18 protein-coding genes are annotated in these 21322 nt (G+C 58.3%); 11 read left to right on the top strand and 7 right to left on the bottom strand.

Annotation, left to right across the window (positions count from 1 at the left end):
* Nucleotides 1–239 (top strand): RHS repeat-associated core domain-containing protein (locus B5D49_RS13090; RefSeq protein ID WP_327083023.1); only part of this gene is annotated, 239 nt, incomplete at its 5' end.
* Nucleotides 240–375: 136 nt separating this feature from the next.
* Nucleotides 376–753, top strand: a complete 378-nt coding sequence (locus B5D49_RS13085) for a hypothetical protein (RefSeq protein WP_078718163.1) — start codon at nt 376–378, stop codon at nt 751–753.
* A gap of 449 nt (nt 754–1202) precedes the next feature.
* Here B5D49_RS13085 and B5D49_RS13080 read toward each other — a convergent pair whose 3' ends face one another.
* From B5D49_RS13080 to B5D49_RS13060, 4 genes are all read right to left on the bottom strand, one after another.
* The gene (locus B5D49_RS13080) at nt 1203–1415 is read right to left on the bottom strand and encodes a hypothetical protein (protein WP_078718162.1); all 213 of its coding nucleotides are present in this window, start codon (nt 1413–1415) and stop codon (nt 1203–1205) included.
* A 476-nt stretch (nt 1416–1891) separates the two neighbouring features.
* On the bottom strand, nt 1892–2374 hold the full coding sequence (locus tag B5D49_RS13075; protein WP_144019491.1) for a hypothetical protein: 483 nt from the start codon (nt 2372–2374) through the stop codon (nt 1892–1894).
* A 354-nt stretch (nt 2375–2728) separates the two neighbouring features.
* Nucleotides 2729–3532 carry a substrate-binding periplasmic protein gene (locus tag B5D49_RS13070; protein ID WP_078718160.1) on the bottom strand — a complete coding sequence of 268 codons (804 nt, stop codon included), beginning with the start codon at nt 3530–3532 and terminating at the stop codon, nt 2729–2731.
* A 562-nt stretch (nt 3533–4094) separates the two neighbouring features.
* Entirely contained in the window at nt 4095–4334 is a 240-nt protein-coding gene (locus tag B5D49_RS13060) for a hypothetical protein (protein ID WP_078718158.1), read from the bottom strand.
* Nucleotides 4335–4607: 273 nt separating this feature from the next.
* Between B5D49_RS13060 and B5D49_RS13055 the strand changes: the two genes are divergently transcribed.
* The 4 genes from B5D49_RS13055 to B5D49_RS13040 all read left to right on the top strand — a co-directional run bounded on the left by B5D49_RS13055 (nt 4608) and on the right by B5D49_RS13040 (nt 8389).
* Nucleotides 4608–6014 (top strand): C40 family peptidase, encoded by a 1407-nt coding sequence (locus B5D49_RS13055; RefSeq protein ID WP_159447240.1) that lies wholly within the window; start codon nt 4608–4610, stop codon nt 6012–6014.
* A 68-nt stretch (nt 6015–6082) separates the two neighbouring features.
* Nucleotides 6083–6538 (top strand): ATP-binding protein, encoded by a 456-nt coding sequence (locus tag B5D49_RS13050; protein WP_159447239.1) that lies wholly within the window; start codon nt 6083–6085, stop codon nt 6536–6538.
* Nucleotides 6539–6629: 91 nt separating this feature from the next.
* A complete protein-coding gene (locus tag B5D49_RS13045; protein WP_078718155.1) occupies nt 6630–7835 on the top strand; it encodes a class I SAM-dependent methyltransferase in 1206 nt (401 codons plus the stop codon).
* Nucleotides 7832–8389, top strand: a complete 558-nt coding sequence (locus B5D49_RS13040) for a CAP domain-containing protein (protein WP_078718154.1) — start codon at nt 7832–7834, stop codon at nt 8387–8389. Before B5D49_RS13045 ends, B5D49_RS13040 begins: the two co-directional genes overlap by 4 nt.
* A gap of 157 nt (nt 8390–8546) precedes the next feature.
* Here the strand turns inward: B5D49_RS13040 and B5D49_RS13035 are convergent, their stop codons facing one another.
* The gene (locus B5D49_RS13035) at nt 8547–9968 is read right to left on the bottom strand and encodes a DUF4139 domain-containing protein (RefSeq protein WP_078718153.1); all 1422 of its coding nucleotides are present in this window, start codon (nt 9966–9968) and stop codon (nt 8547–8549) included.
* Between the two features lie 407 nt (nt 9969–10375).
* Entirely contained in the window at nt 10376–11005 is a 630-nt protein-coding gene (locus B5D49_RS13030; protein WP_078718152.1) for a CPBP family intramembrane glutamic endopeptidase, read from the bottom strand.
* 783 nt (nt 11006–11788) lie between these two features.
* Between B5D49_RS13030 and B5D49_RS13020 the strand changes: the two genes are divergently transcribed.
* The 5 genes from B5D49_RS13020 (at nt 11789) to B5D49_RS13000 (ending at nt 18373) form a co-directional block, all read left to right on the top strand.
* The gene (locus B5D49_RS13020) at nt 11789–12859 is read left to right on the top strand and encodes a diguanylate cyclase (RefSeq protein WP_078718150.1); all 1071 of its coding nucleotides are present in this window, start codon (nt 11789–11791) and stop codon (nt 12857–12859) included.
* A 73-nt stretch (nt 12860–12932) separates the two neighbouring features.
* Entirely contained in the window at nt 12933–13409 is a 477-nt protein-coding gene (locus B5D49_RS13015) for an NfeD family protein (protein WP_078718149.1), read from the top strand.
* Nucleotides 13410–13411: 2 nt separating this feature from the next.
* Nucleotides 13412–14410 carry an SPFH domain-containing protein gene (locus tag B5D49_RS13010; RefSeq protein ID WP_078718148.1) on the top strand — a complete coding sequence of 333 codons (999 nt, stop codon included), beginning with the start codon at nt 13412–13414 and terminating at the stop codon, nt 14408–14410.
* Between the two features lie 117 nt (nt 14411–14527).
* Nucleotides 14528–15043: a chemotaxis protein CheW gene (locus B5D49_RS13005; RefSeq protein WP_078718147.1), complete on the top strand. Its 516-nt coding sequence runs from the start codon at nt 14528–14530 to the stop codon at nt 15041–15043.
* Nucleotides 15044–15328: 285 nt separating this feature from the next.
* Entirely contained in the window at nt 15329–18373 is a 3045-nt protein-coding gene (locus B5D49_RS13000; protein WP_078718146.1) for a sensor domain-containing diguanylate cyclase, read from the top strand.
* A 34-nt stretch (nt 18374–18407) separates the two neighbouring features.
* Here the strand turns inward: B5D49_RS13000 and B5D49_RS12995 are convergent, their stop codons facing one another.
* Nucleotides 18408–21311 (bottom strand): PAS domain-containing hybrid sensor histidine kinase/response regulator, encoded by a 2904-nt coding sequence (locus B5D49_RS12995; protein WP_078718145.1) that lies wholly within the window; start codon nt 21309–21311, stop codon nt 18408–18410.
* Nucleotides 21312–21322 lie beyond the last annotated feature (11 nt).

Genomic DNA, 21322 nt, shown 5'->3' with positions numbered 1-21322 from the left:
CGGGCGGCCTGCACGACCGGGATCTGGGCTTTGTCCGCTTCGGCTGGCGTGATTACGACACCTTCACCGGCCGCTGGACCGCGCCCGACCCCATCGGGGACAAGGGCGGCGATCCGGATTGGTATGGGTACTGCCTTGATGATCCGGTCAACGGGGTGGACCCGCTGGGGTTGGCGGCTGGAGATTGGTGGGATGTCCCTGCAAACATTGGAAAGGCCACCCATGGGGCGAGGCGATGATGGATATTCACAATAATGCTGAAGGCCGATCCGCTGCCAGTGAAAGAAGGCCTGTCGATCGGAGTAAACTTCAAAAACAGCCCAAAGGCGGATTTCAGGCTAACCCTTATAATACTGACAAATACTGGTTTCAAAAATGAAAAAAAAGATTGTACTGGCAGCCTCTTTTTTTGTTGCCCTATGGTTTGGCGGAATGCTTCATGCGTGGTTATTTACACCGGACGTCGGCGTCGTCCTTTTGAGTAACGAAAGCTCCGAGACGATAGCCTCTATTCAAGTCTCCGTATGCGGGCAACTGTTCAATTTTCCTGACGTCTCCGAACAAAAATATGTCCTTGCCCGTTATGGTGTCACTTCTGATTCTCACTATGAGATCAAGGCCCGTTTCCTGTCAGGACGCACCGTGGAAGGTGAAATTGGATATGTGACTAATGGCAACGATTTTTTCGACGTAATTGAGATCACCGATAACAAGATAATCCACGCCGAGCGTGTGTTGCCTCATTCACAGTAAGACCCAAAAGCCCAGGAGATTACTATCTCCTGGGCTTCTCAGCATCAATTGACACCTGGACGCCACGTAAAATCAACGGGTTACAGTAAAATCTGTAGCCCGTTGATTTTACGTGGCGGTTTACATGTCGATAGACGCGGAAAGGCTCCGGAATTCAGTGGTTCCGGTGCCTTCATTTTTCCATTTCATTCAATATTTCAACTAAAATAGGAGGCTACACCAAAAGCGGTGGCAGTCACGAAAGCGAACTGTTCCGTGCATGTCCACTTACCCGCACAGCACTTTGACAGGTAGGCGGTAGTTTTAAAAATTCCTGAAGCCCTAAGCGCGTCGCTGGATCAGTTTCTTTTCCTATGAAATCCTTCGATGATCCCATTGCTTCGCGCAAAACGAAACTATAAAAAAATAGCCCTATCAAAGTAGGCCTAACAGTGTCGTAAAAAGGATTCTTATTCCAACTCATCATAATTATTCTGCATAAGTACATCAAAATTTCGCCAACGAATTCTACCACCTGAATGTTTGCCTTTGGGAACCCAAACAACGCTACCCTTTGACACCCTCAAAGTGCCAATCTTCCCTTCATCGTCGCTAACTTCAAATTCAACATCTGCACGCTGCACATCCAACTTAGGCACTTTCAAGTATACTTCATGAGCCATAGGAATTCCCTTTTTTAGTTACAATGAAACATTTTGGAGCATTGACACAAGGTGGTAAAACAGCCGCAAGAACTTCTTTTGGTAGCTCTATATTTATTTATATTTAAAGATGTCAATCCAGTTGCCATTGACCGGATGAATTTGGCGACCCGGCTTCTTATGCGCATTGGGCAAACCAGGCTTTGATCTCCCTGCTGCGCGGAGCCTCGATCATGGGTTGTGATCCTACAGTCGTTCCGGGCTACACGGTGGGCGTTCTGGAGCAGCCTGTCGATGTCGTCCATGTCACAGGATAGTTCTTTATTTCATGCGTAAAAATGTTTCCTTGCTCCAGCATGCCAAGATGCCGGGACGTGGCTGTCCTGACAAAAAACCCCCGGAAGACGAGCTTCCAGGGGGTATGTCAACAGAATGTCGGCTGCGATCCATTTGATTGCGATCCCCAGGGATCGAACCGATCTGACAGATGATCCTGTCTACTTGATGGCAAAGCCGCCCACCGGGTGGCTGTACCGGGAGAATTGTCCGTTGCCGCGCACACTCTTGCACTGCGTGGGAATCTTGCCGCTGAAGGACTGCACCTCGCCGTCGGACGGAATGACCATGACCGTATAATCAGCGGGTTCGCGAATATCGTACCCGGCATCGCAGGCTTCCACGGCCAGTTCGATGACATGCGGTCCTTTTTCAGTGAAGTCCACGGAAAAGCTGCCGGAACGGTTGGTCCAGGAAGAGTTGTTCTCCTGCCAGGATTCCAGACGATCGTCGTTATACAGCGTACCCACACGATGCCCGTTCGGGGTGCGGACGTGCAACTGCACGTCATGAATCGCATAATCGCCATTGGCGTAGGTAACTTGATACGATATCGAGGTCTCCCCGCCAGCCAACGCGCAAACCGGCGTCAGTACCCCGCATACCATCCACACAACACAGAGCATCCTACAAATCGCGTTCATACCGCCTCCTCAAGCATTCCCTTGCACGCGCTACTGAGTAATTCCCACACAATGAAGTACAGGCTATTGAACATGGTGAGGTTCCGGGCATAGGCAAACCAGCCCGACGCAGCGCCCGGGGGTGCATGGAGCGACCCACCGTCAAGCAACAGCACTGTTCACCATTTTCAACACAATACATATACAGCTCTCACTCCGTACATGTACTGCAACCTTCTATGGGCATTTTACCACGCGGTCAATGCCTTGGCGGCAGGTTCGATGCCACTCGCGCAGGCCAAAGCCCGGCATCGCGCTTTGCATGCAACGCCGCCACAGGTGCACCGATTTACAACGGTGTGAACATATTTTGTGCTAGTTGACGATGTAGCGGGACTGAATCTTTCGGTAGGTTCCGTCCACGAGCATATCCCCGAGCATCAGTTCCAACAGGCGCGCCAGGTCTTCCGGACGCTCCACACCGCTGTTCGAGGCCACGGCCATATAGACAGGAGCCGTGGAAAACGTGGTCCCCACGGCCCGCACCGTGCTGGTCATGCCCATTTCTCCAAGCAAGTCGAACGTGGCCCGGGTCTGGCCCACAAAGGCGTCCACCTTGCGTTGCAGCAGCAGCCGCACGCCGTCGGGTTCCGCTGTCACGGGCAGGATCTCGGCCCCTGGTGCTGTTTGCTCCAGGCTCTCAGGTAGCGGCACACCTTGCGGCAAGGCCAGCCGCTTTCCATTCAGGGATGCCACGCCCATATACTTGAGCGGTGCTCCGCCATGGTAGAAAATATCGTACTCGCTCACCCGCAAAGGCTGACGCAGGGCATAGACGAGCGTGGACGTCATTTCCGGCAGTTTGTGCAACGCCACAACGCCATGCGCGTCCCCCCTTTGCAGCACTTCGGGAATCTTGGCCTGCGGCAAAAACCGGATATTCACGTCCATACCCATGCGCCGCGCCAGCTCCAAAAACACCTCGCAGTCGATCCCGCGGGGCTGACCGTTGTTGTCGAACGAGTACGGAGCATAGCCGGCTCTGGCCAGAAACGTGAGGGGTTCGGCCCGGGCCGGAACAGCAAGCACCACAAGCAAAAGTGCCAGCCAGCCGCAACGCCTTGCAAGGAGAGGAAACCGGGTTCGCGTGGTCTCGGCATGTTGTGGATAGGCGTACATGGTCCCCCTCTCTGCCGCGGACGGCGTTGGTGTGTATTGCGACGAAACAGCTGTTTTGCAAAACGGGCCGCCCGGTGGCAACTTGCAGTGGACCGCTTTTCCCGCAGAGCAGACGCATTCGGCGTTGCAATTGTTCACGCCCTGCGTTCCTGATTTTTTCGAACAACCTGCGGTCACGTTTTTAGCGGTTACTCTTTCGTCCTTTCAGGTGTAGCGTTTCGTTGTTCCGGGGACAAGGGGGGAGAAGCATCCCCACAGGGCAATCGTCGTTTTTGCCATTGCATCTTTGCAATGTCGATAACTGACGATTCTATTCATACTCTGACATTATTCAGATATCTGACGGATGATTGGTGACGATATTTATCCAGCAAAAACCGCCGTGGTCCGGGCGTTGCCTCAATATCCGGTTCGAAAAGCCCGACACCGGTCCACGGCGGAAGCATCTCCAGCCGGAGGCTTCCGCTTCCGGCAGGCTGGGCGGCTTTATTTTTATACCGCCTGAAAGACACAACACAGCGTCTGCCCCCTGTATGGCGATCCAGGTGGGCAGATGCGCGGGTCACGCCTTGCTGATTTCCAAGGCGTCTTCAAAGGCCGCAGTCATCTTGATGGTTCCTCCCGCATAATCATGGAAGAAATCATTGGAAGGGAACAACGTCACCGCCGGAGCAAAGGACTCGTTGATCATCACATCCTTGGCTTCGCCGTTACTCTCAAAACGGATGGTGGTCCCATCGTCCAGGGTCAGCATTTCCCCGTGCTTTAACGTCAACGGGAGATCACTTTCCTTGTAACTCATACTCCTACCCCTGGTTACAGTTGTCCGAACCGGATTACTGGTTTCCTTGTACTGCATTTTTCAGGTCTTGTGAATGACAAGCGAAAGATATCGTTTTGATTTCCTCCGGTTTCGGTTCATATCGGCACGATGTACCAACCCTTTGTTTTCTCACCCCCCCACGCACGGTCTCGGGCTGGCATCAACCCGCCAACGTGTTTAAAGCGCTCTATTTCTCCCAGGTGTTTCAGAATTCCACTGGCTATTTTCCCCTTGCAACAGTACCATTCAACAATGAAAGATACTCGTCTCCCTTGTACGCGGCTTTGCCTTTGTACACTTGTTCTGCTTGTTGCAGGTCTGCTTGCAGGCTGCGCCCTGCATCCCCGGCAGCAGCCGATTCGCGACCTCGCGCAACTCCCGCAGGATCTCACGGCGTATCTTGACCCCCAAACCGCGCATTCCCCCGTGCTCTCCAGCCAACAGCGCAACGCCCTGGCCAGTTCCTTCCGCACGGCCTTTTTTTCCCCATGGCGGCGAACCGCTCCCAGCTTCAAGGCATCCCTGTTTGCGCCGTACCTGCGCCGCGCTCTGGAATCCCGGGTTTTTGGCGAAAATACCCTGCCTCGACCCCGTTCCTGGGGCGAAGCTCTGCAACACAATGCCGACCTCGCCCATTTTCCCAACGCTTCCTTCCCCGCCATCACCGTTGCAAGCTCGTCCCTGCGACTCCTCCCGACCCACAAGCCCATGTTTCGCGATTTTTCGCTCCCTGGCGAGGGGTATCCCTTTGATATGGCCCAGAACAGTGCGGTCTGGTGCGGCACCCCGTTATTTGTGGCCCACCTCAGCGCCGATCGCAGCTGGGCGCTGGTCGAGACCGGAAGAGTAAAGGGCTGGATGCCCACTTCGGACCTGGCCCCTGTGGACGCCGACTTGATTCACCGCTACGCAGGCGGCGACCTTCTTGCCGTGGTCCGCGACCACGCGCCCATCTTCCGTACCGCTTCCCCGGCCAAGGAATCGGCTACCGCTTCGGTTCCGTATCTTGCCCGCGCCCGCGTGGGCATGGTTCTGCTGCGCGATCCGGACCATGCATCTGATCCGGATTCCGCATGGCGCCTCTTACTGCCGGTCCAACAAGCCAGCGGCCGGGCTGTTCTGCTTCCGGCAACGCTTTCCAAGGACGACGCCACGCCATTCCCGCTCGTGCTCACCCCTTGGAACGTGGCTGCCCTGGGCAACCAGTTCATGGGCCAAGCCTACGGATGGGGCGGATTATTTGAAAATCGGGACTGCTCCTCCACGCTGCTGGATCTCTTTGCCCCCTTTGGCATCTACCTGCCGCGCAACTCCAAGGCCCAGGCCGGATCCGGTTCCTTCACGGACCTTTCTTCTCTTTCGCCCGGGGCCAAGGAATCCGCGTTGCTGCGTCAAGGCCGCCCTCTGCTCACCATGATCTACAAGCCCGGTCACATCATGCTGTTTGCCGGGGTCCATTCCGGACGACCCGTTATTTTTCACAACATGTGGGGAATTCGCGGCACACACGAACACGGTCCCACACCGGGCCGCATCGTGGTGGGACGGACCGTGGTGACCACATTGACACCGGGCCTCGAACATCCGGCCTTTGATTCCCAGGGCGGCTCCCTGCTTGAGGGTGTCAGCGGCATGACCGCTTTACCGCTTCCGGAATGACGCTGGCAATCACGGCGCGGCACTGGTATGCTTCTTTGGACCAGCGGGCACGCTTGGGAGCAGACGTTGTGAAACATCAGGCCTGGAACACCACGGTACCCAACCGCATGGATGAGTTGGCTTCGCTTTCCCGCGAAGCCGAAGGCTTTATGGCGTCCTGCGGCCTGCCGGAACGAACCCGTTTCACCGCCCATATGGTCATCGAGGAACTGGTGACCAACTGCATTAAGTATTCGTTTCCCCAAGGTGAGGAACATCTGATCCGACTTTCCCTTCAGGTGGAACCGGCCGCCCTGCGACTGATCATCGCGGATGACGGCAATCCCTTTGACCCGCGCACCGCACCAGCGTCCTGCCTGGACTGCTCCCTTTGCGACGCACCTGTGGGCGGTTTGGGCCTGAGCATGGTCCGCAGCGTGGCCAGGGATTTTCGTTACTGCCGCCGCAACGGGCAAAACCACATTGAACTGGTGCTGGACCTCACGCCGACGCCTCCCGTACCGGACGCCGCATCCAGGAGCTGATCCATTCCTTGGAATCTTCCGCCTTTTCCCTGATTCAGCCCAATTCGATTCCGTTCTTGCTTTCTATGAGAGAAGAACTATTCTCAACTGTATGACACAGCTCACCAATGATACGCTCGGCAGCGTTCTCTTCGAGTTGACCTGGGAGAGCGACGCGGCCCGGCACACAGATCGGTTTGTGGCCCAGAAAATCAACCTCTGGCGTGATCTGCTCCCCGGGGAAGTGCATTCTGGAATCGACGGCCTGCACCCGGGCGAGGAGTTTTGTTGCCGGATCTCGGTCCTGCCGCCCAAGCCGTCCTTGATCCGAGAGCACCGGCTTCGTGATTTTCATCCCGAACGGCAGCAACTCCCGGGACTGCGCCCTCGGGAAGGTCGCTTTTATCCGCAAGGCCTGCTGGACAACGTCCTCGGGGTTCACCCCTCCAATCTGCGCCCCTTCCGTGTCCTTGAAACAAAAGATGATTCCTTTGTGGCCGACCGCAACCACCCCATGACCTGCCGGGATTTCGCCCTGCGGCTCGAAGTGCTCGAGGTGCGGGATAAAGTGGCGGAAATGGGCGGTTCCTGCCAGGAATGGATGGACCAGGTACTGGACGGTCCCGGGCTTCAAGCGCGCCGTGCCGGAGGAGCTGCCACGGACTTTTGGGACGGCACACCCCTGACCCGTCCGAACGAGGATCCCGACGAAGCATTTCATCGCATGGCCCGGCTCGTCCCGCACATTGATTCCATGGCCCGGCAACGCCTGCAGACGCTGCATGGTCAACTCTTGCGGCCGGGCATGGACGTGCTCGACCTCATGGCCGGGTGGCAGTCCCATTTGCCGGAAAACCTGAAACTCAACAGCTGCACCGGCCTGGGCATGAACCAGGAGGAGATGGACGCCAACCCGGACATCACCTCCGGCATTGTGCAGGATTTGAACGAGCAGTCCACCCTGCCCTTTGCGGACGGTTCCTTTGACGCGGTGCTCTGCTGCCTGTCCGTGGAATACCTTGTCCGTCCGGCGGAAGTCATGCGCGAGGCGGCCCGGGTGCTTCGGCCCGGCGGCGTGCTCTGCCTCAGCGTATCCAATCGCTGGCACGCGCCCAAGGTCACGAATCTTTGGATACAGCTTCATGAATTTGAACGGCTGGGCTTTTTGTCCGAGTTGATTCTCGGTACTGAGGCATTCCGCAACCTGCAAACCCTCTCGGAACGCGGCTGGTCCCGGCCCTTTGACGAACGGGACCGTTACTATCCCGTGCTGCAAAATGCGGATCCGCTCTACGCGGCCTGGGCGGAGCTTGCATGATGCTTTTTTTCAAACCCGGATGCGTTGTTTGTCTGCTCGGCATGCAGCGCATCCGGATGTTTCTCCTCATTCTGCTCTGCCTTGCGACGTGTACGGGATGCGCCATGGACACCGGGTTGAACCCGGCTCCGTATGTCTCCAAGCGTGATTTTCCGCACGGCGGCGATGCTGCGGTTCCCACGGCAAAGCAACTCTTGCAGGAAATCAACCTGGCCCGCGTTCGCCGGGATCTGTCCCCGCTTCAGCGGCACAACGCCCTGGACATCCTCGCCCAACGTCATGCCGCGTTCATGCTTCGGCAGGGGCATCTCAGCCACGACGGATTCCAGGAACGCTTTCGACTCAGCAATGCCGCGCATCTGGTGGAAAACGTCGCCCGCAACTATCCCACGGCCCGAGCCGTGGTCCAAGGCTGGCTTGACTCCCGGGAACACCGCGTAAACCTGCTTGCCGAGGACATCACCCACGCGGGAGTGGCGTTGGAGCAAGGGTATGCCGCGTTTTTGGGAGCCGCCTTCACCCCTGCGCACCCGGCACCGCCCCAAACGCCCTAAGCGCCCCAACCCCATGCGTTGGACAAGGCCCGTCCATAGCCCACACAACGCATCCTGCCTCCCAAAATAAACGCCGCTCCAAAACATCTCCTGTTTCAGAGCGGCGCGCGTTTGCTATGCAGCGCGAACAGTTCTATTTGGCCGGCGTCCCCACCACTCAGGACGGCCAGGAGATGTCCGCCGTGTAGTGCAGCTTCACCGGCTCGGACCCCGGAGGCACGGTCAAATTCCAGCGTACCGTGTTAGCATTTTCTTTTACATAATCAAAGTTTGTATCTCTTATTTTCCAATCATCCTGAAGTTTTTCAAGTATCATTACGCTTCGCTTTTTAGCTCCGGAATTGCGCAGCTCAATGCGCCACTGCACGCGCACGCTGTGCTTGCTCGTCCGCTCGTAGGCCAACATGGTGCGCTCGGCCCGCAGGTCAAATGCATTGCCGAGCGCCAGCCGGACCGTTTCCCCAACGGGCAGGTCGTCCATATGGGTTTCCCCCTCCAGGATGCGCCCGCCTCCCTGCATGGCGCGATAAACCCGCACCAGTGACGCAGGCAACGGCGAGCCGAGGCCATTTTCCGGGGTATTGCGCAGCACGAGCACATTTTCCACGGGCCGGGTCTGCGGACCGCCTTCGCCGATGCGGTGCCGGGCATGGCCCCGGACCACCAGCTCCCGGCCTACCTGCACGCTCCCTGCGGACCCGAGCAGCAACCGTGTGGTCTGGCCCTCTGCCAAATCCGCCTGGAACGGCACCTCAAAGACATGATAGTCACCGGCCTGCCGGAGAGCAGCTCCATTGCCCATGGATTCCTCCAAGGCGACGGCGGCCTGCATTTTCATACGCATGGGCATGGGCTGCGGAGCGCGGTGAACCTCACCGGCCACAAGACGCAGATCAGCATCCTGAAAATGCTTGCCTGTGTGGTTCTTCAACGTGGCCCAGCAGGAAAGACTCCCCTGCTCCCCGGCGGCATCCAGACTCAAAGCGCAATCCCCGCTCCAGTCCAGCCCCCCGGCAAGATACGACACCTCCACCCGTTGGTTGCGTTCCCCCTCATTGCGAACGTCCAGCAGCAACGCGGATTCGGATCGCGGCCGCGCTTCGTCCACGGGCAGCAACACCGCGTCCAGCGGGCCAACATACAGCTGGTCGCCCAGGTCCAATACCGCGCGACCCGATGAGACCGAAAGCAGCACCGCGTCCCGGGCCTGACGGCGATCGGCCCGCTCCGTATCCGGCAATACCGCCCGGACCTTGCGCCCTACATAGCTGCGCAGCACCCCTCCGGCATCGGCCGCCGACGGCAGCACACGCAGGGACCGCACCAGAACCCGATCCGGTTCATCCAGGGAACGCAGGCCCACGGAAGTGGGATCCAATGTTGCAGCAGCACCGGGATAGGCCACCCCGCCGGACTCCGGCAGATCCATATGCCGCACCTCCGTGACCAAGGCCTGTCCCGTGGGGTAGACCGTCACGGACGTGGACTCCACGTCCCCGCTCTGGGCCGCCGGCGCCGCCTGCCCTCCGGACAACATGGCCACGCAGCAGCAAATCGCCAACACGATGTTTTTGTACATACTCTTTCCTCGCTCTTGTTTGCGAACACTCTCTATATTTTTTATAGACTTTTTCTACTATAGAATATCATTATGCAAATCCACCTCAACACACGGTATTGCTTTTCTTTGCCTTGCCCTGAGTATTTCCCGCCGGGAAAGCACTTGCAAAAAATAGTATTTTTTGCATAATAACCATACTATTTCAATTAGTTAGGATTTGTATTTTTGAAATATTGCTTGCAATACTTTTGTGCGGCGACCAGGTGCATTCCCTTTGGCAATGAAGCACACTTCCGCAACGGAATCCACGAAGAAATCCTGCCTTCCTGACCTGGATTCGGCCCTTGCCGGACGGGTGGTCGATCATCGATATTTTGCATTCCAGGGGATGCCACGGATCATCCCCGTATGGCTTGTGCCGGGTGTTACCCCCCCTGGTAAAAATACCGGCCAAGTCCCAGCGTAAAGACCAACAGTCCGTAAGCCGCATGTTCCACGGTAACCCAAAACAGCGACTGATCCCGTGCATACGCCTGCGACAAAAGCACGCCGCCAACCAGGGAGAGACTCAGGGCCAAGGTGTTGGCATAGATCACATGCACATAGGCGAACACAGCGCCGCTGGCCAGAATCATGGCCCATGGACGGTGAAACAATGCGGCATATCGTTGAAAGAAAAATCCCCGGTAGATGATCTCCTGGGGCCAGGCCGAAAGCATGGGGTAAAGCGCCATGATCAACAGCCACAGCCCTGTCCGGCGGCGAGGCAACTCCAAAAACCGCTCTGGATGCAGAACCAGGGTCAATGCCGTCACAACCACTGCGGCAACCCCAATGCGCCAGAGCATTCCGGCAGGAAGCGGGCCGGGACGCGTTATTCGCCATTTTTTTCCGCCGGGAGCGGAAACGGCCAACCAAATGCCGCACCCCAGAGCCGCCCCCAGCAGCCAGAACAGTTTGGCCCCGGGCAACCATTCCAGAGCCATGGCGGTTGGCAGCAAAATGAACAAACATATCAGTTCCGCCCAGCGCCGCATGTGAGTACCCTCACGCATTTTTCGTTTCCGTTTCGTGCATTTCTTTCCAATTTTTAATTATGTTTTCAAGTGCATATTTATCATACTTTTTGTTAACACTGTTCGGTATCCGTTGAAAAAACGGAAAATCTCTTTCACTTTCTCTTGAAGATTTCCCCTTCAGCCTATATCTTGGGTTTGGTCCCGATGGGTGCCGGTTTTTGATATTCCCTCGTGCCCCTCTCGGAAATCGCGCCCATCGGACCTTCTCAATTGTATCAGATGGATATCCTCGGTGCGAGTCGCTTATCCTTGCACGGGATGTGACGATCTTCCATTCACTCCGCCCCCGCTTGGATTCTTGTTTTGCCCGGTATGCAACGTGGTTGCCCCTGCGGGGTATGACCGTGCAAAAAGCATTTCTTGTTCTGGCCATGCGGCTTGCATCCCCTGCTCCTTCGGCACGGTTCAAGAGGGTCCGGCTGCATCGCCTGGAAGCATGCGCTTCGGTTCTTGTTTTTTACGGTTTGCCACCCTTTGGCATTGCATCCCGGTCCTACATGAAATATCTCAAAAAAAATCATTCCCCGGAAGACGCCGCTCAGTCCGTCGGCAACGTGTGCTGACGGTAGGTTCAGTGGTCCGCTTTTCCATAACTTTTCACACCGGGAAGTATACACTCCGGGGGGCGATACGCGGCCTTCGTCCAGCAGGGGAAGCGGTTGGGACTTCATCGAATTGCTCGTCAGCCCTTCCCTTTATTTCAGGTTTATTATAATTATTGTGGCACTGTTTTCTGCACTGCGCAAACCAGGAAGTACTATGGAACCCCACGGTTCGGAACTTGAAAAACTTAAATCCCTTCTGGAGCAGGCCGGACTTGGTCGCGACCTGGATCTGCTTTCTGCGATCCTGTTTGTGCGCAACCTGGTCTCCCAGCTGTCCATCTACTCGGATTCGGATAAATCCCACATCCAAGGTGTTGTGCTGCGGGAAATTCGCCAAGGCAATCCCCATGACACCTCGTTTCCCCACATTCTGGAAGAGTTGGAAACTTTTCTCACAAAGACCACCCACGCCCAGGAACTCCAGGATGAATTGACCCGCGAAAAACGCTCCATTGAAGCCATGATGGAGGAAATGAGCACTTTTTTTGAGACAATGCGTTCGTCCCGGGACCGTCAGGAAAAAAGCCTCACCAAGTTTAATTCCGCCACGGTCAATGCTGTGCGGACCGCTTCCAGCCGCAAGGACATCCTTCAGCAAATGCGCGGATTGCTTTCTGAGTTCGTCAATGAATTTCGCGAGGAAGCTCGTCTTTGGGAGGCCAAGGCCAGAGCCTTGGAGCGCACCGCCCATTTCGACGCCCTCCTTTCCGAACTCTACAACCGCCGCTCCCTGGACGACTACCTCTCCGAGATGGTCGTTACCAGCCACAGCCGGGGCATTCCCTTTTCTCTCTGCATGATCGACGTGGACCACTTCAAGCGCGTCAATGACACCTACGGCCACCAGGTGGGCGACGATGTGTTGCGCGCCCTGGCCAAAATGGTCAAAAGCCACGCCGTGCAGAACGACGGCTACGCGGCTCGCTACGGTGGCGAGGAACTGGTTCTCACCCTGCCGCAACCCCAGGAGCGCGCCGCTGAAGTGGCCGAACAGCTCCGCCGGGACGTGGAAGACTATGAGTTCCAATTCCGTAAGGGTGGCAAACTGGTCGGCGACATCATTCATTTCACCATCAGCATCGGCGTGGCCGGTCTGCGCAAGGGATGGGACTCTACGCAGTTGGTTGGTTCCGCGGACAAGGCGCTGTATCAGGCCAAGCGCTCCGGCAGAAACCTTGTGGCTCGCCACACGGAGAACGCCTCCAGCCGCGTTGGCTGGGTCTGATCACTCGCTTCTTCTTTTTTGCTGCAACCCGTCCGGGTTTCGGATACGTTGCTTCCTATTGGAGGTTCGCTCTATGCCTGAATTTCTTACTGAAGCGTACGTCATCTGGTTCGCGGTGGGCTTTGCTCTGGCCCTTGCGGAACTGGCCGCTCCCGGCTTCATCCTGATTTTTTTCGCTTTGGGAGCCTGGGTCGTTTCCCTGAGCGCGGCCTTTTTCGACCTCTCCCTAACATGGCAGATCGGCGTGTTTCTCGCCGGCTCCGTGCTTTCGCTGTTGCTGCTGCGCAAGTTCTTCATGCGCATATTCACCGGGTCCACCGGCGGAACCGGCGATGCGGACGGCTTGAACGAGCCGGACAACATTGGTCGCGGCGTGCTGGTCACCAAGGCCATCCGCCCGGACCGTCCCGGTGAGATCAAATACCGCGGCACATTCTGGCGGGCCGTGAGCGATGTCACCATCCCCGAGGGCGCTGCCGCCGTCATTTCCGGCGACTTCCCGGACGACCGCACCACCTTCAAGGTCAAACCCGTTCCCAAAGGAGAGTAGTTATGGGCTTTATTGACGGTTCTCTGGTCATCCTGGTGCTCATCACCGCCCTGGTGATCATCCTGTTCCTGAAAACCGCGGTGGTGGTTCCGCAAAAATCCGAATTCGTCATCGAGCGGCTCGGCAAATATTCCCGCACCCTGGCCGCTGGATTCCATATTCTTATCCCCTTCCTGGACCGCGTGGCCTATAAACGCTCCCTCAAGGAAGAAGTGCTGGATATCCCCTCCCAGATCTGCATCACCCGCGACAACGTGTCCGTTGAAATCGACGGGGTCATCTACCTGCAGGTGCAGGACTCCAAGATGTCGGCCTACGGCATCACCGACTATTACCGCGCTGCCAGCCAGCTGGCCCAAACCTCCCTGCGTTCTTCCATCGGTAAGATCGAACTGGATAAAACCTTTGAGGAGCGGGAAACCATCAACCAGGAAGTCGTCTACGCCGTGGACGAGGCCGCGCAAAACTGGGGTGTCAAGGTACTGCGCTACGAGATCAAGGACATCACTCCTCCGCAGTCCGTCATGGCCGCCATGGAATCCCTCATGAAGGCCGACCGTGAAAAGCGCGCTGAAATCGCCCGCTCCGAAGGTGAACGCCAATCCCAGATCAACCGCGCCGAAGGTCACCGACAGCAGGAAATCCTGTTCTCTGAAGGTGAAAAGATGAAGCGCATCAACGAGGCTGAAGGCCGCGCCCAGGAAATCGAACTGGTGGCCACGGCAACGGCCGAAGGCCTGCGCAAGGTCGCGGAAACCCTCTCCTCCCACGGCGGAGTGGAAGCGGCCAACCTGCGCGTGGCCGAGCACTACCTTGCCGAATTCGGCAAGCTGGCCAAGACCAACAACACCATGATCATCCCGAGCAATCTGGCCGACCTTTCCGGCGTGGTGGCCACGGCCACTTCCGTGCTGGACAAAGTCCGCACCCCTGATACGATGGAGACGACCGGCGCGGCTGCGCCGCAACAGAAGACCCAATCCAAGGGGTCCGAAGGATAGCATCGCCCCCCCTGGTCCGCCGGGCGGACCAGGGGACAAATTTCCATATTTTTATGGCATGGCCGCGGCACTGGCCGCGGCAAGGCTGAATCTTCGACCACACAACCCGGAGGAGACATGGCCGAGCAAGTCACCACCGAAACCAACCAATACCTCACCTTTACCCTTGGAAAAGAGGTATTTGCGTTGGACATTTCCACCGTGCGGGAAGTGCTTGAGCTTACCCATGTGACGCGCATTCCGCGCACGCCCGACTACATGCGCGGCGTCATCAACCTGCGTGGACATGCGGTGCCCGTGGTGGGCATGCGCCGCAAGCTGAACATGAAGGACATCGAGGACACCATCAACACGTGCATTATTATCGTGGAAGTGGAGTTCGACGGGGAACGCACGGTATTGGGCGCGTTGGTTGACTCGGTGCGCGAGGTCTTTGAAATGGACCCGGAAAGCATCGAAGCTCCCCCCAAAATGGGGGCTGCCGTCAAGTCTGAATACATCAAGGGCATGGGCCGCCAGGACGACGAATTCATCATCATTCTGGATATTGCGCGGATTTTCTCCGCCGAGGAACTGGCCGCCGTGCAGAAGATGAGTCAGCAGGCTCCCACGCCGTCCGAGTCCGCGGCCTAGCACTCCCGGTCGCACACGGCAGCCGGTCGCTTCGCCTGTGGCGGCCCGCAAACGCCTTATACTGCCGGTCTGCGCCTGCAACACCTTACCGGAGCCGGGGTCTCATCGGCCGCACAGCGGATCACCACGCGGATCACCCTGCTCCCTGCCCCGTCTTCTTCCGGCGGCAACGGCCAGTCCTTGCCGCCCCGGCCGTGAAAACGAGGGTTCCCGGCCGGGCGTCAGCCCCCTCCGGCGCGGCGGGCGGCATTCCGTTGCCCAACGCCATGACGAGGCCGTGCATTCATGCGAACGTTCGACTCCCCTCTTCTGGATTTTCTCCGTCGCTTTGTCCCCTTGACGCTCGGGCTTCTGGTGGTGGGAGGTCTGTTTTTGTCCTTTCAACTGGACCGACGCGAACGGGAGTTGCGGACAGAAGCTGAAACATTTCTCGCCACGGAACGCCAGATTCTTCTTGAAACCCTCACCGACACCATCCACGACGTTCGTTTCCTGGCTCTTTTGTTTGAAAAGGATCTGCCGGATATGCGGTCCCCTGCCCCGGGTTCCGCCCAGGGTGTATTTCGCCTGGCCGCGTTCATGCGCACCAAGCCAAATTTTTTCCAACTTTGCTTCATCACCGCCCAGGGGCAGGAGCAATTTCGCCTGGAGCGCGTGGGCCAGCGGCTGCTTCGTGTCCCAAACAGCCAGCTTCAGGACCAGTCTGACCAGCCGTACTACCAGCTGTCACGCAATCTGCATGCTCATCAAGTATATGTTTCCGAGTTTGATTTGAATGCGCCGCACGGAGAAGTGGAGCGGCCCTTCCGCCCCACCCTGCGCGTGGCCGCTCCGATCGTCTACGCCTCGGGCCAACGGCATCTCGTGGTCCTGAGCATCGACGGCACCAGGCTCCTTCAGCGCCTGCGGACCATTCGCCGGGACAGTCCCGTGCGGCTTTACCTGACCACGGCTCAGGGCCATTGGATCCTTGGTCCCCATTCCAGGCTTGAATGGGGCCACAGCCTGGCATCGCGCAGGGAATTCACATTTGCGGCCCGCTTCCCCGAAGCCGCAAACGTGCCCCTTACCTCTTCCGGCATGACGGTACGCACCGAAAACGGCTTATTCTGCATGCAGCGGCTCGACCCTGGCCTGGCGTTCGGTAATGAGGACATGATCGCTGAACCGGGTTGGCGTCTTGTGGCGTACGTTCCGCAAGCCGCGCTCGCGCCCCCCTGGATTCCGCAATTTTTGGCGCTTGGCCTTGCCGTGCTGCTCTTCCACGCGGGATTGTGCCGGTATGTTTCCAAGTCCGCTTTGCGGCGGCGTATTCTGGAACGCCACATTCAGGACTACAAGGAAAAGGTCCAGGCTATCAGTCATTCCTCGCATGACGCGCTTGTCATGGTGGACGAACGGGGCCGGGTCGTGTTTTGGAATACGGCCGCGCGCAACATCCTGGGGTACGCGTCCGAGGAGGCGTTGCAGGCCCACAGCGCCGCCTTTCTTCAGCCCGACCCGCCCTCCGACGTGGCTGACGTTCCGGCACTCAAGGCCGGTCCATACAATACCCATAACGGCACCCGGCCGGTCTATCTTACCCGGCGCGATGGCTCCCGCTTTCCCGCGGAAGTGGCGGTTTCCTCGTTCCGACTCCACGGCAGTTGGTGGACCGTGAATGCGGTACGGGACATCACCCGCCGCATGGATGCTCTGCAGGAGCTGGCCCGCAGCCGGGAAATGCTCGTGGAAGCCCTGTCCATCTCCCGGATGGGCGGCTTTTCCTATTCCGTGCGGGAAGACTCCATGGCCTGGACCCCGGAAATGCACACCCTGCACGGCGTGGACCAGCGCTTCGTCCCCACGGTGGAGTCCATGGCCGAATTTGTAGAGCCGTTGTTCCGTCCGCACTTTCATGAAGCCATGACCGAGGCGCGTAAAGGTAATCCCGCGGAATGCGATCTCTCCCTGCGCACGGGCCACTCCCGTCGCGTATGGGTCCGAGCGGTATTCCGGGCGCATTTTTCCGGTGATTCCGTGATCCGCATTTCCGGTGTGTACCAGGATGTCACGGACCGCCGTCTGGAACGGCAGCATCTGGAACAACTTTCCACGGCCGTGGAACACACGCCTGTTTCCGTGGTTATTACCGATCCGAACCTGCGCGTGGACTATGTGAATCCTAAATTCACCGAAGTGACGGGATATTCCTCCCGGGACATCTCCGGTCACGGCCTGGAATTGCTCCAACCTCCCGACCACGACGACCCGTTTCACCATCGCCTGCTTGACGCGGTCTCCCGCGGCGAAAACTGGACCGATGAAATCCTCACCCTGTCCAAAGACGGCCGCAAAGTCTGGCAGCGGGCGTCCGTGGCCAGCATCCGGGATCAAGCGGGTCAGGTGCGCAATGTGGTGGTTCTGCTGGAAGACGTGACCCGCCGACGACGCCACGTGCAAGAGTTGCAATCCTCGGAGCGCAAGACGCGGGCCATCAGTGAGGCTGTGCTGGATGCCATCGTTGTACTGGACGACGCCTCCCGCGTTACCTTCTGGAATCCCTCAGCAGAGCGCATCCTCGGCTGGTCAGAAGACGAAGCCCTGGGTACGGATTTCCGTGTCCTGCTTTCCTGGCCTGAAGACGAACCATTGCAGGAAGCCCGGCTCACCGATGCCGACGCCAACCCTTCCGGCGCTGTGATGGAACGCACCCTGACCAGAAAAGACGGCTCCTCGTTTCCCTGTGACTTCACGGTTTCCTCGTTCATCCTGGACGAACGCCAGTACACGGTGGTCACAATCCGCGACATAACCCGACGCAAGCAGTATGAGGAGCGGCTCCGCTCCCTGGCGGCCACGGACGAGCTGACGGGCCTGGCCAACCGCCGCGCCCTGCTTCAGCGCGCCGAATCCGAACTGGATCGCGCCAAGCGGTACGACCGTGACTTCAGTCTGCTCATGCTTGATCTGGATCACTTCAAACGCGTGAACGACACCTATGGCCACGACGTGGGCGACAAAGTGCTTCAGAGCCTGGCCTCCACGGGTTCCAACGCGTTGCGGGATGCGGACCTTCTGGGCCGGCTGGGGGGAGAGGAATTTGCGGCCGTTCTCCCGGAAACCTCCGCCATACAGGCCAAGGAAGTGGCGGAACGGTTGCGCGAGGCCGTGGCGCTGGCCCGTGTTCCCGAGGCTTCGGCTCCGGACGGAACCATCGGCGTGACCATCAGCATCGGTGTGGCGGAATACCGCTCCGGAAGGGACACGGTGGACGAAATCCTCAAAGCAGCGGACAAGGCGCTGTATCAGGCCAAAAATTCCGGCCGCAACCGCACGGAAATAGGATGACGCTGGAACCATACCCGGTTGCCGGGTCGCACGGTCATGCTTCGGGTTCCGGCACCAGCTCCTCGATGATGCGGTACAAGGCCTCCATGTCCACGGGTTTGCTCAGATAGTCATTCATGCCTGCTTCCAGCATGCGCTCCCGGTCTCCTTTCATGGCGTACGCCGTCAGCGCCACGATGGGAATGTCGCTGGGCGCGGCGCTTTCCCCGCGCCGAATCCGGGCCGTGGCCTCCATGCCGTCCATCTCCGGCATCTGAATATCCATGAGCACGATGTCGAACCGCTCTTCGCTCAAGGCTTGAAGCACTTCCTTGCCGTTGCCCGCCACCCGTACGGTATGGCCCGCGTCTTCCAGGAAGAAGGTCAGAAATTCCTGGTTGAGTTCATTGTCTTCTGCCAGCAGCACCCGCCGCGAGGATTCCGTGACCGCGTCCTCGCCCGGACTGTCCTCGCGGGCATCGCCCTCGGCATGGGGCAACTCCAGGTCAAAAGAAAACCGGCTTCCTTGCCCAACCCGGCTGGTGACCCGGATCTCCCCACCCATCATCTCCACAAGCCGCTTGGAAATGGCCAGGCCCAGACCGGTGCCGCGGTGCCGTTTGTTCAACGACGGCTCCAACTGGGAAAAGACGTCGAAAAGGCGGTCCAGATCGGCTTCGGGAATACCGATTCCCGTATCCGTGACACTGAAGTGCAGCACCGAGGAATGCGCCCGGCGTTCCACCAGTTCCACGCCCATGACAACGGTACCTTCGTCCGTAAATTTCACGGCATTGCTGACCAAATTGGAAAGCACCTGTCCCAGGCGGCAGGCATCCCCCACATACGTTTCTTCCAGTTCGGACGGGCATTGCACCTGCAGGTCAAGATCCTTTTCCATGGCGCTGAGACGGAAGGTGCCGGCCACGATTTCAAGGCGCTCCCGAAGTTGGAACGGCTGCGCCAGGATCTCCATCTTCCGCGCCTCGATCTTGGAAAAATCCAGAATGTCGTTGATGATCTCCAACAGGGAGCGGGAAGCCTCTTTGATGCCTTTGATGTATTCGGCCTCCTGGGCCTTCAGCTCCCCACCCAGGACCATGTCGGTCATGCCGATGATCCCGCCCAGGGGGGTGCGGATTTCATGGCTCATGTTGGCCAGGAATTCACTCTTGGCCTGGCTTGCCTGCTCCGCCTCCTCTTTGGCCGTCCGCAGGGCCGCCTCCATGGCCGTGCGCTCGGTGTTGTCGCGCAGCATGACCAGCACTCGCCCCTCTTCCAGCAGGCGGGCGCTCAGGTCCGCGGTGATTTCCCGGCCCCCGCCGGTGCGCATGTTCACTTCCAGCCGGACCATGTTGCCTTGATGGATATCCTGCAACTGTTCCCAAATCCGCTGGTGGTCCCTGGTGATCATGGCTTGCGGCGCCATGCCCAGGAACTCTTCCAGGCTGTAGCCGAGAATTTCCGTGGCCATGGAATTGGCGTCCAGGATGCGGCCGTCCGTGCTGAGCAGAAAAATGGCTTCCGAGGCTTGTTCATAGAGCGTGCGGTAATCCCGTTCGCTGCGTTGCAGCCGCTCCTGGGCCTCGCGGCTTTCGGAAATATCCTCCACAAAGCCTTCCAGGTAGGGGAAGTTGTCCCGCCGGTCCCGCAACAGGCGCACATGGGTGCGGCCCACAAACGAAGAACCGTCCTTCCGGGTGTAGGTGTGTTCAAAGGGTTCCAGATGCTCGCCCCGCAGCAGCGCTTCCAGCTTGTCCCGCCGGACCATGCGATCCCGGTGCATTGCTTCGGGATTATCCTCGCTGGCCTGGATGATATCGACGGTGTTTTCGTAGCCGAACATTTGCGCCAGGGCCGGGTTGCATACGAGCAACCGCCCTTCCAAATCAGTGCGAAAAATCCCGAGAATAGAGTTTTCAAAGATGCTTCGAAATTTTTCCTCGGCAATGCCGAGCCGTTCATTCACGCCGAGCAGTTCGGCGGTGCGCTGCTCCACGCGGCGCTCCAGGTCGTCATGGGCGCGACGAATTTCCGCATCCGCCCGGACCCGGTCCGTGATGTCTTCCACAATGCCCAGCACGGAGTCGGTGTTGCCCTCGGCATCCATGATCGGCACCTTGACCACCTGGTAGATGATCTCCTCCCCTTCGGCGTCCAGATTGCGCATGCACAATTCCACGGTTTCGTGTTTGTCCACCACGATGTGGTCGGAATCCCCGCGCCAGCGCTGGAGTTCCGTGCCGAAGATGTCCCGGTCGCACTTTCCGATGGCCCGTTCCCTCGGAATCCCGGTCATTTCTTCCATCATCCGGTTCCACAGGGTGTAACGCATCTCGTTGCGGACCTTTTTTACGAACAGGCCCACCGGCAGGTTGCGAATAATCTGGGATAAAAAGACCTTTTGTTCCAGGACGATTTCCTCTGCAACCTTGCGCGCGGAAATGTCCCGGGCAATGCTCAACACCATGTCCTGGTCGCCATGGTTGACGATGCGCGCCGAAACCTCCACGGGCAATTGCGCCCCGGATTTGGAAAGAAATGTCGTTTCAAAAGAATAGCGCCCCCGGCTCTCCACGCGGGCAAGCGCTGTTTCCAGCCGCGTTCCCGCCCCCTTGGAGAGCACGTCGTGGAACGAACGGTCCCGCAGTTGGTCCCGGGAATATCCCAGCCGGGCGCAGGCCATCTTGTTGGCGTCCATAATGCAGCCTTCCAGCGTGTGCAGCAGGATGCTGTCACCGGCCAGGCTGAAAAAGGTGCTGTAGATATCCCGGCCGTCACTCTCCAGGGAGGGAATGCCCGAGGATTCAGCACGGCTTTCCGCATGCCGCTCAAATAGATCACGCACCGCCCCGGCCGTGGACGGATCCACGTCGGACAATAGTCCTTCAAGCTCCTGCCGCCAGTTCACGGCTGGCTCGTTGCTTTGTTCCCGGGAATCCTGGTTGCCCTTCTTCACAACGACTCCTT

The sequence above is a fragment of the Paucidesulfovibrio gracilis DSM 16080 genome (genome assembly GCF_900167125.1).
GTDB lineage: Bacteria > Desulfobacterota > Desulfovibrionia > Desulfovibrionales > Desulfovibrionaceae > Paucidesulfovibrio > Paucidesulfovibrio gracilis.
Note: the sequence above shows the minus strand (reverse complement) of the source record. Positions and strands in the feature narration are given on the sequence as shown.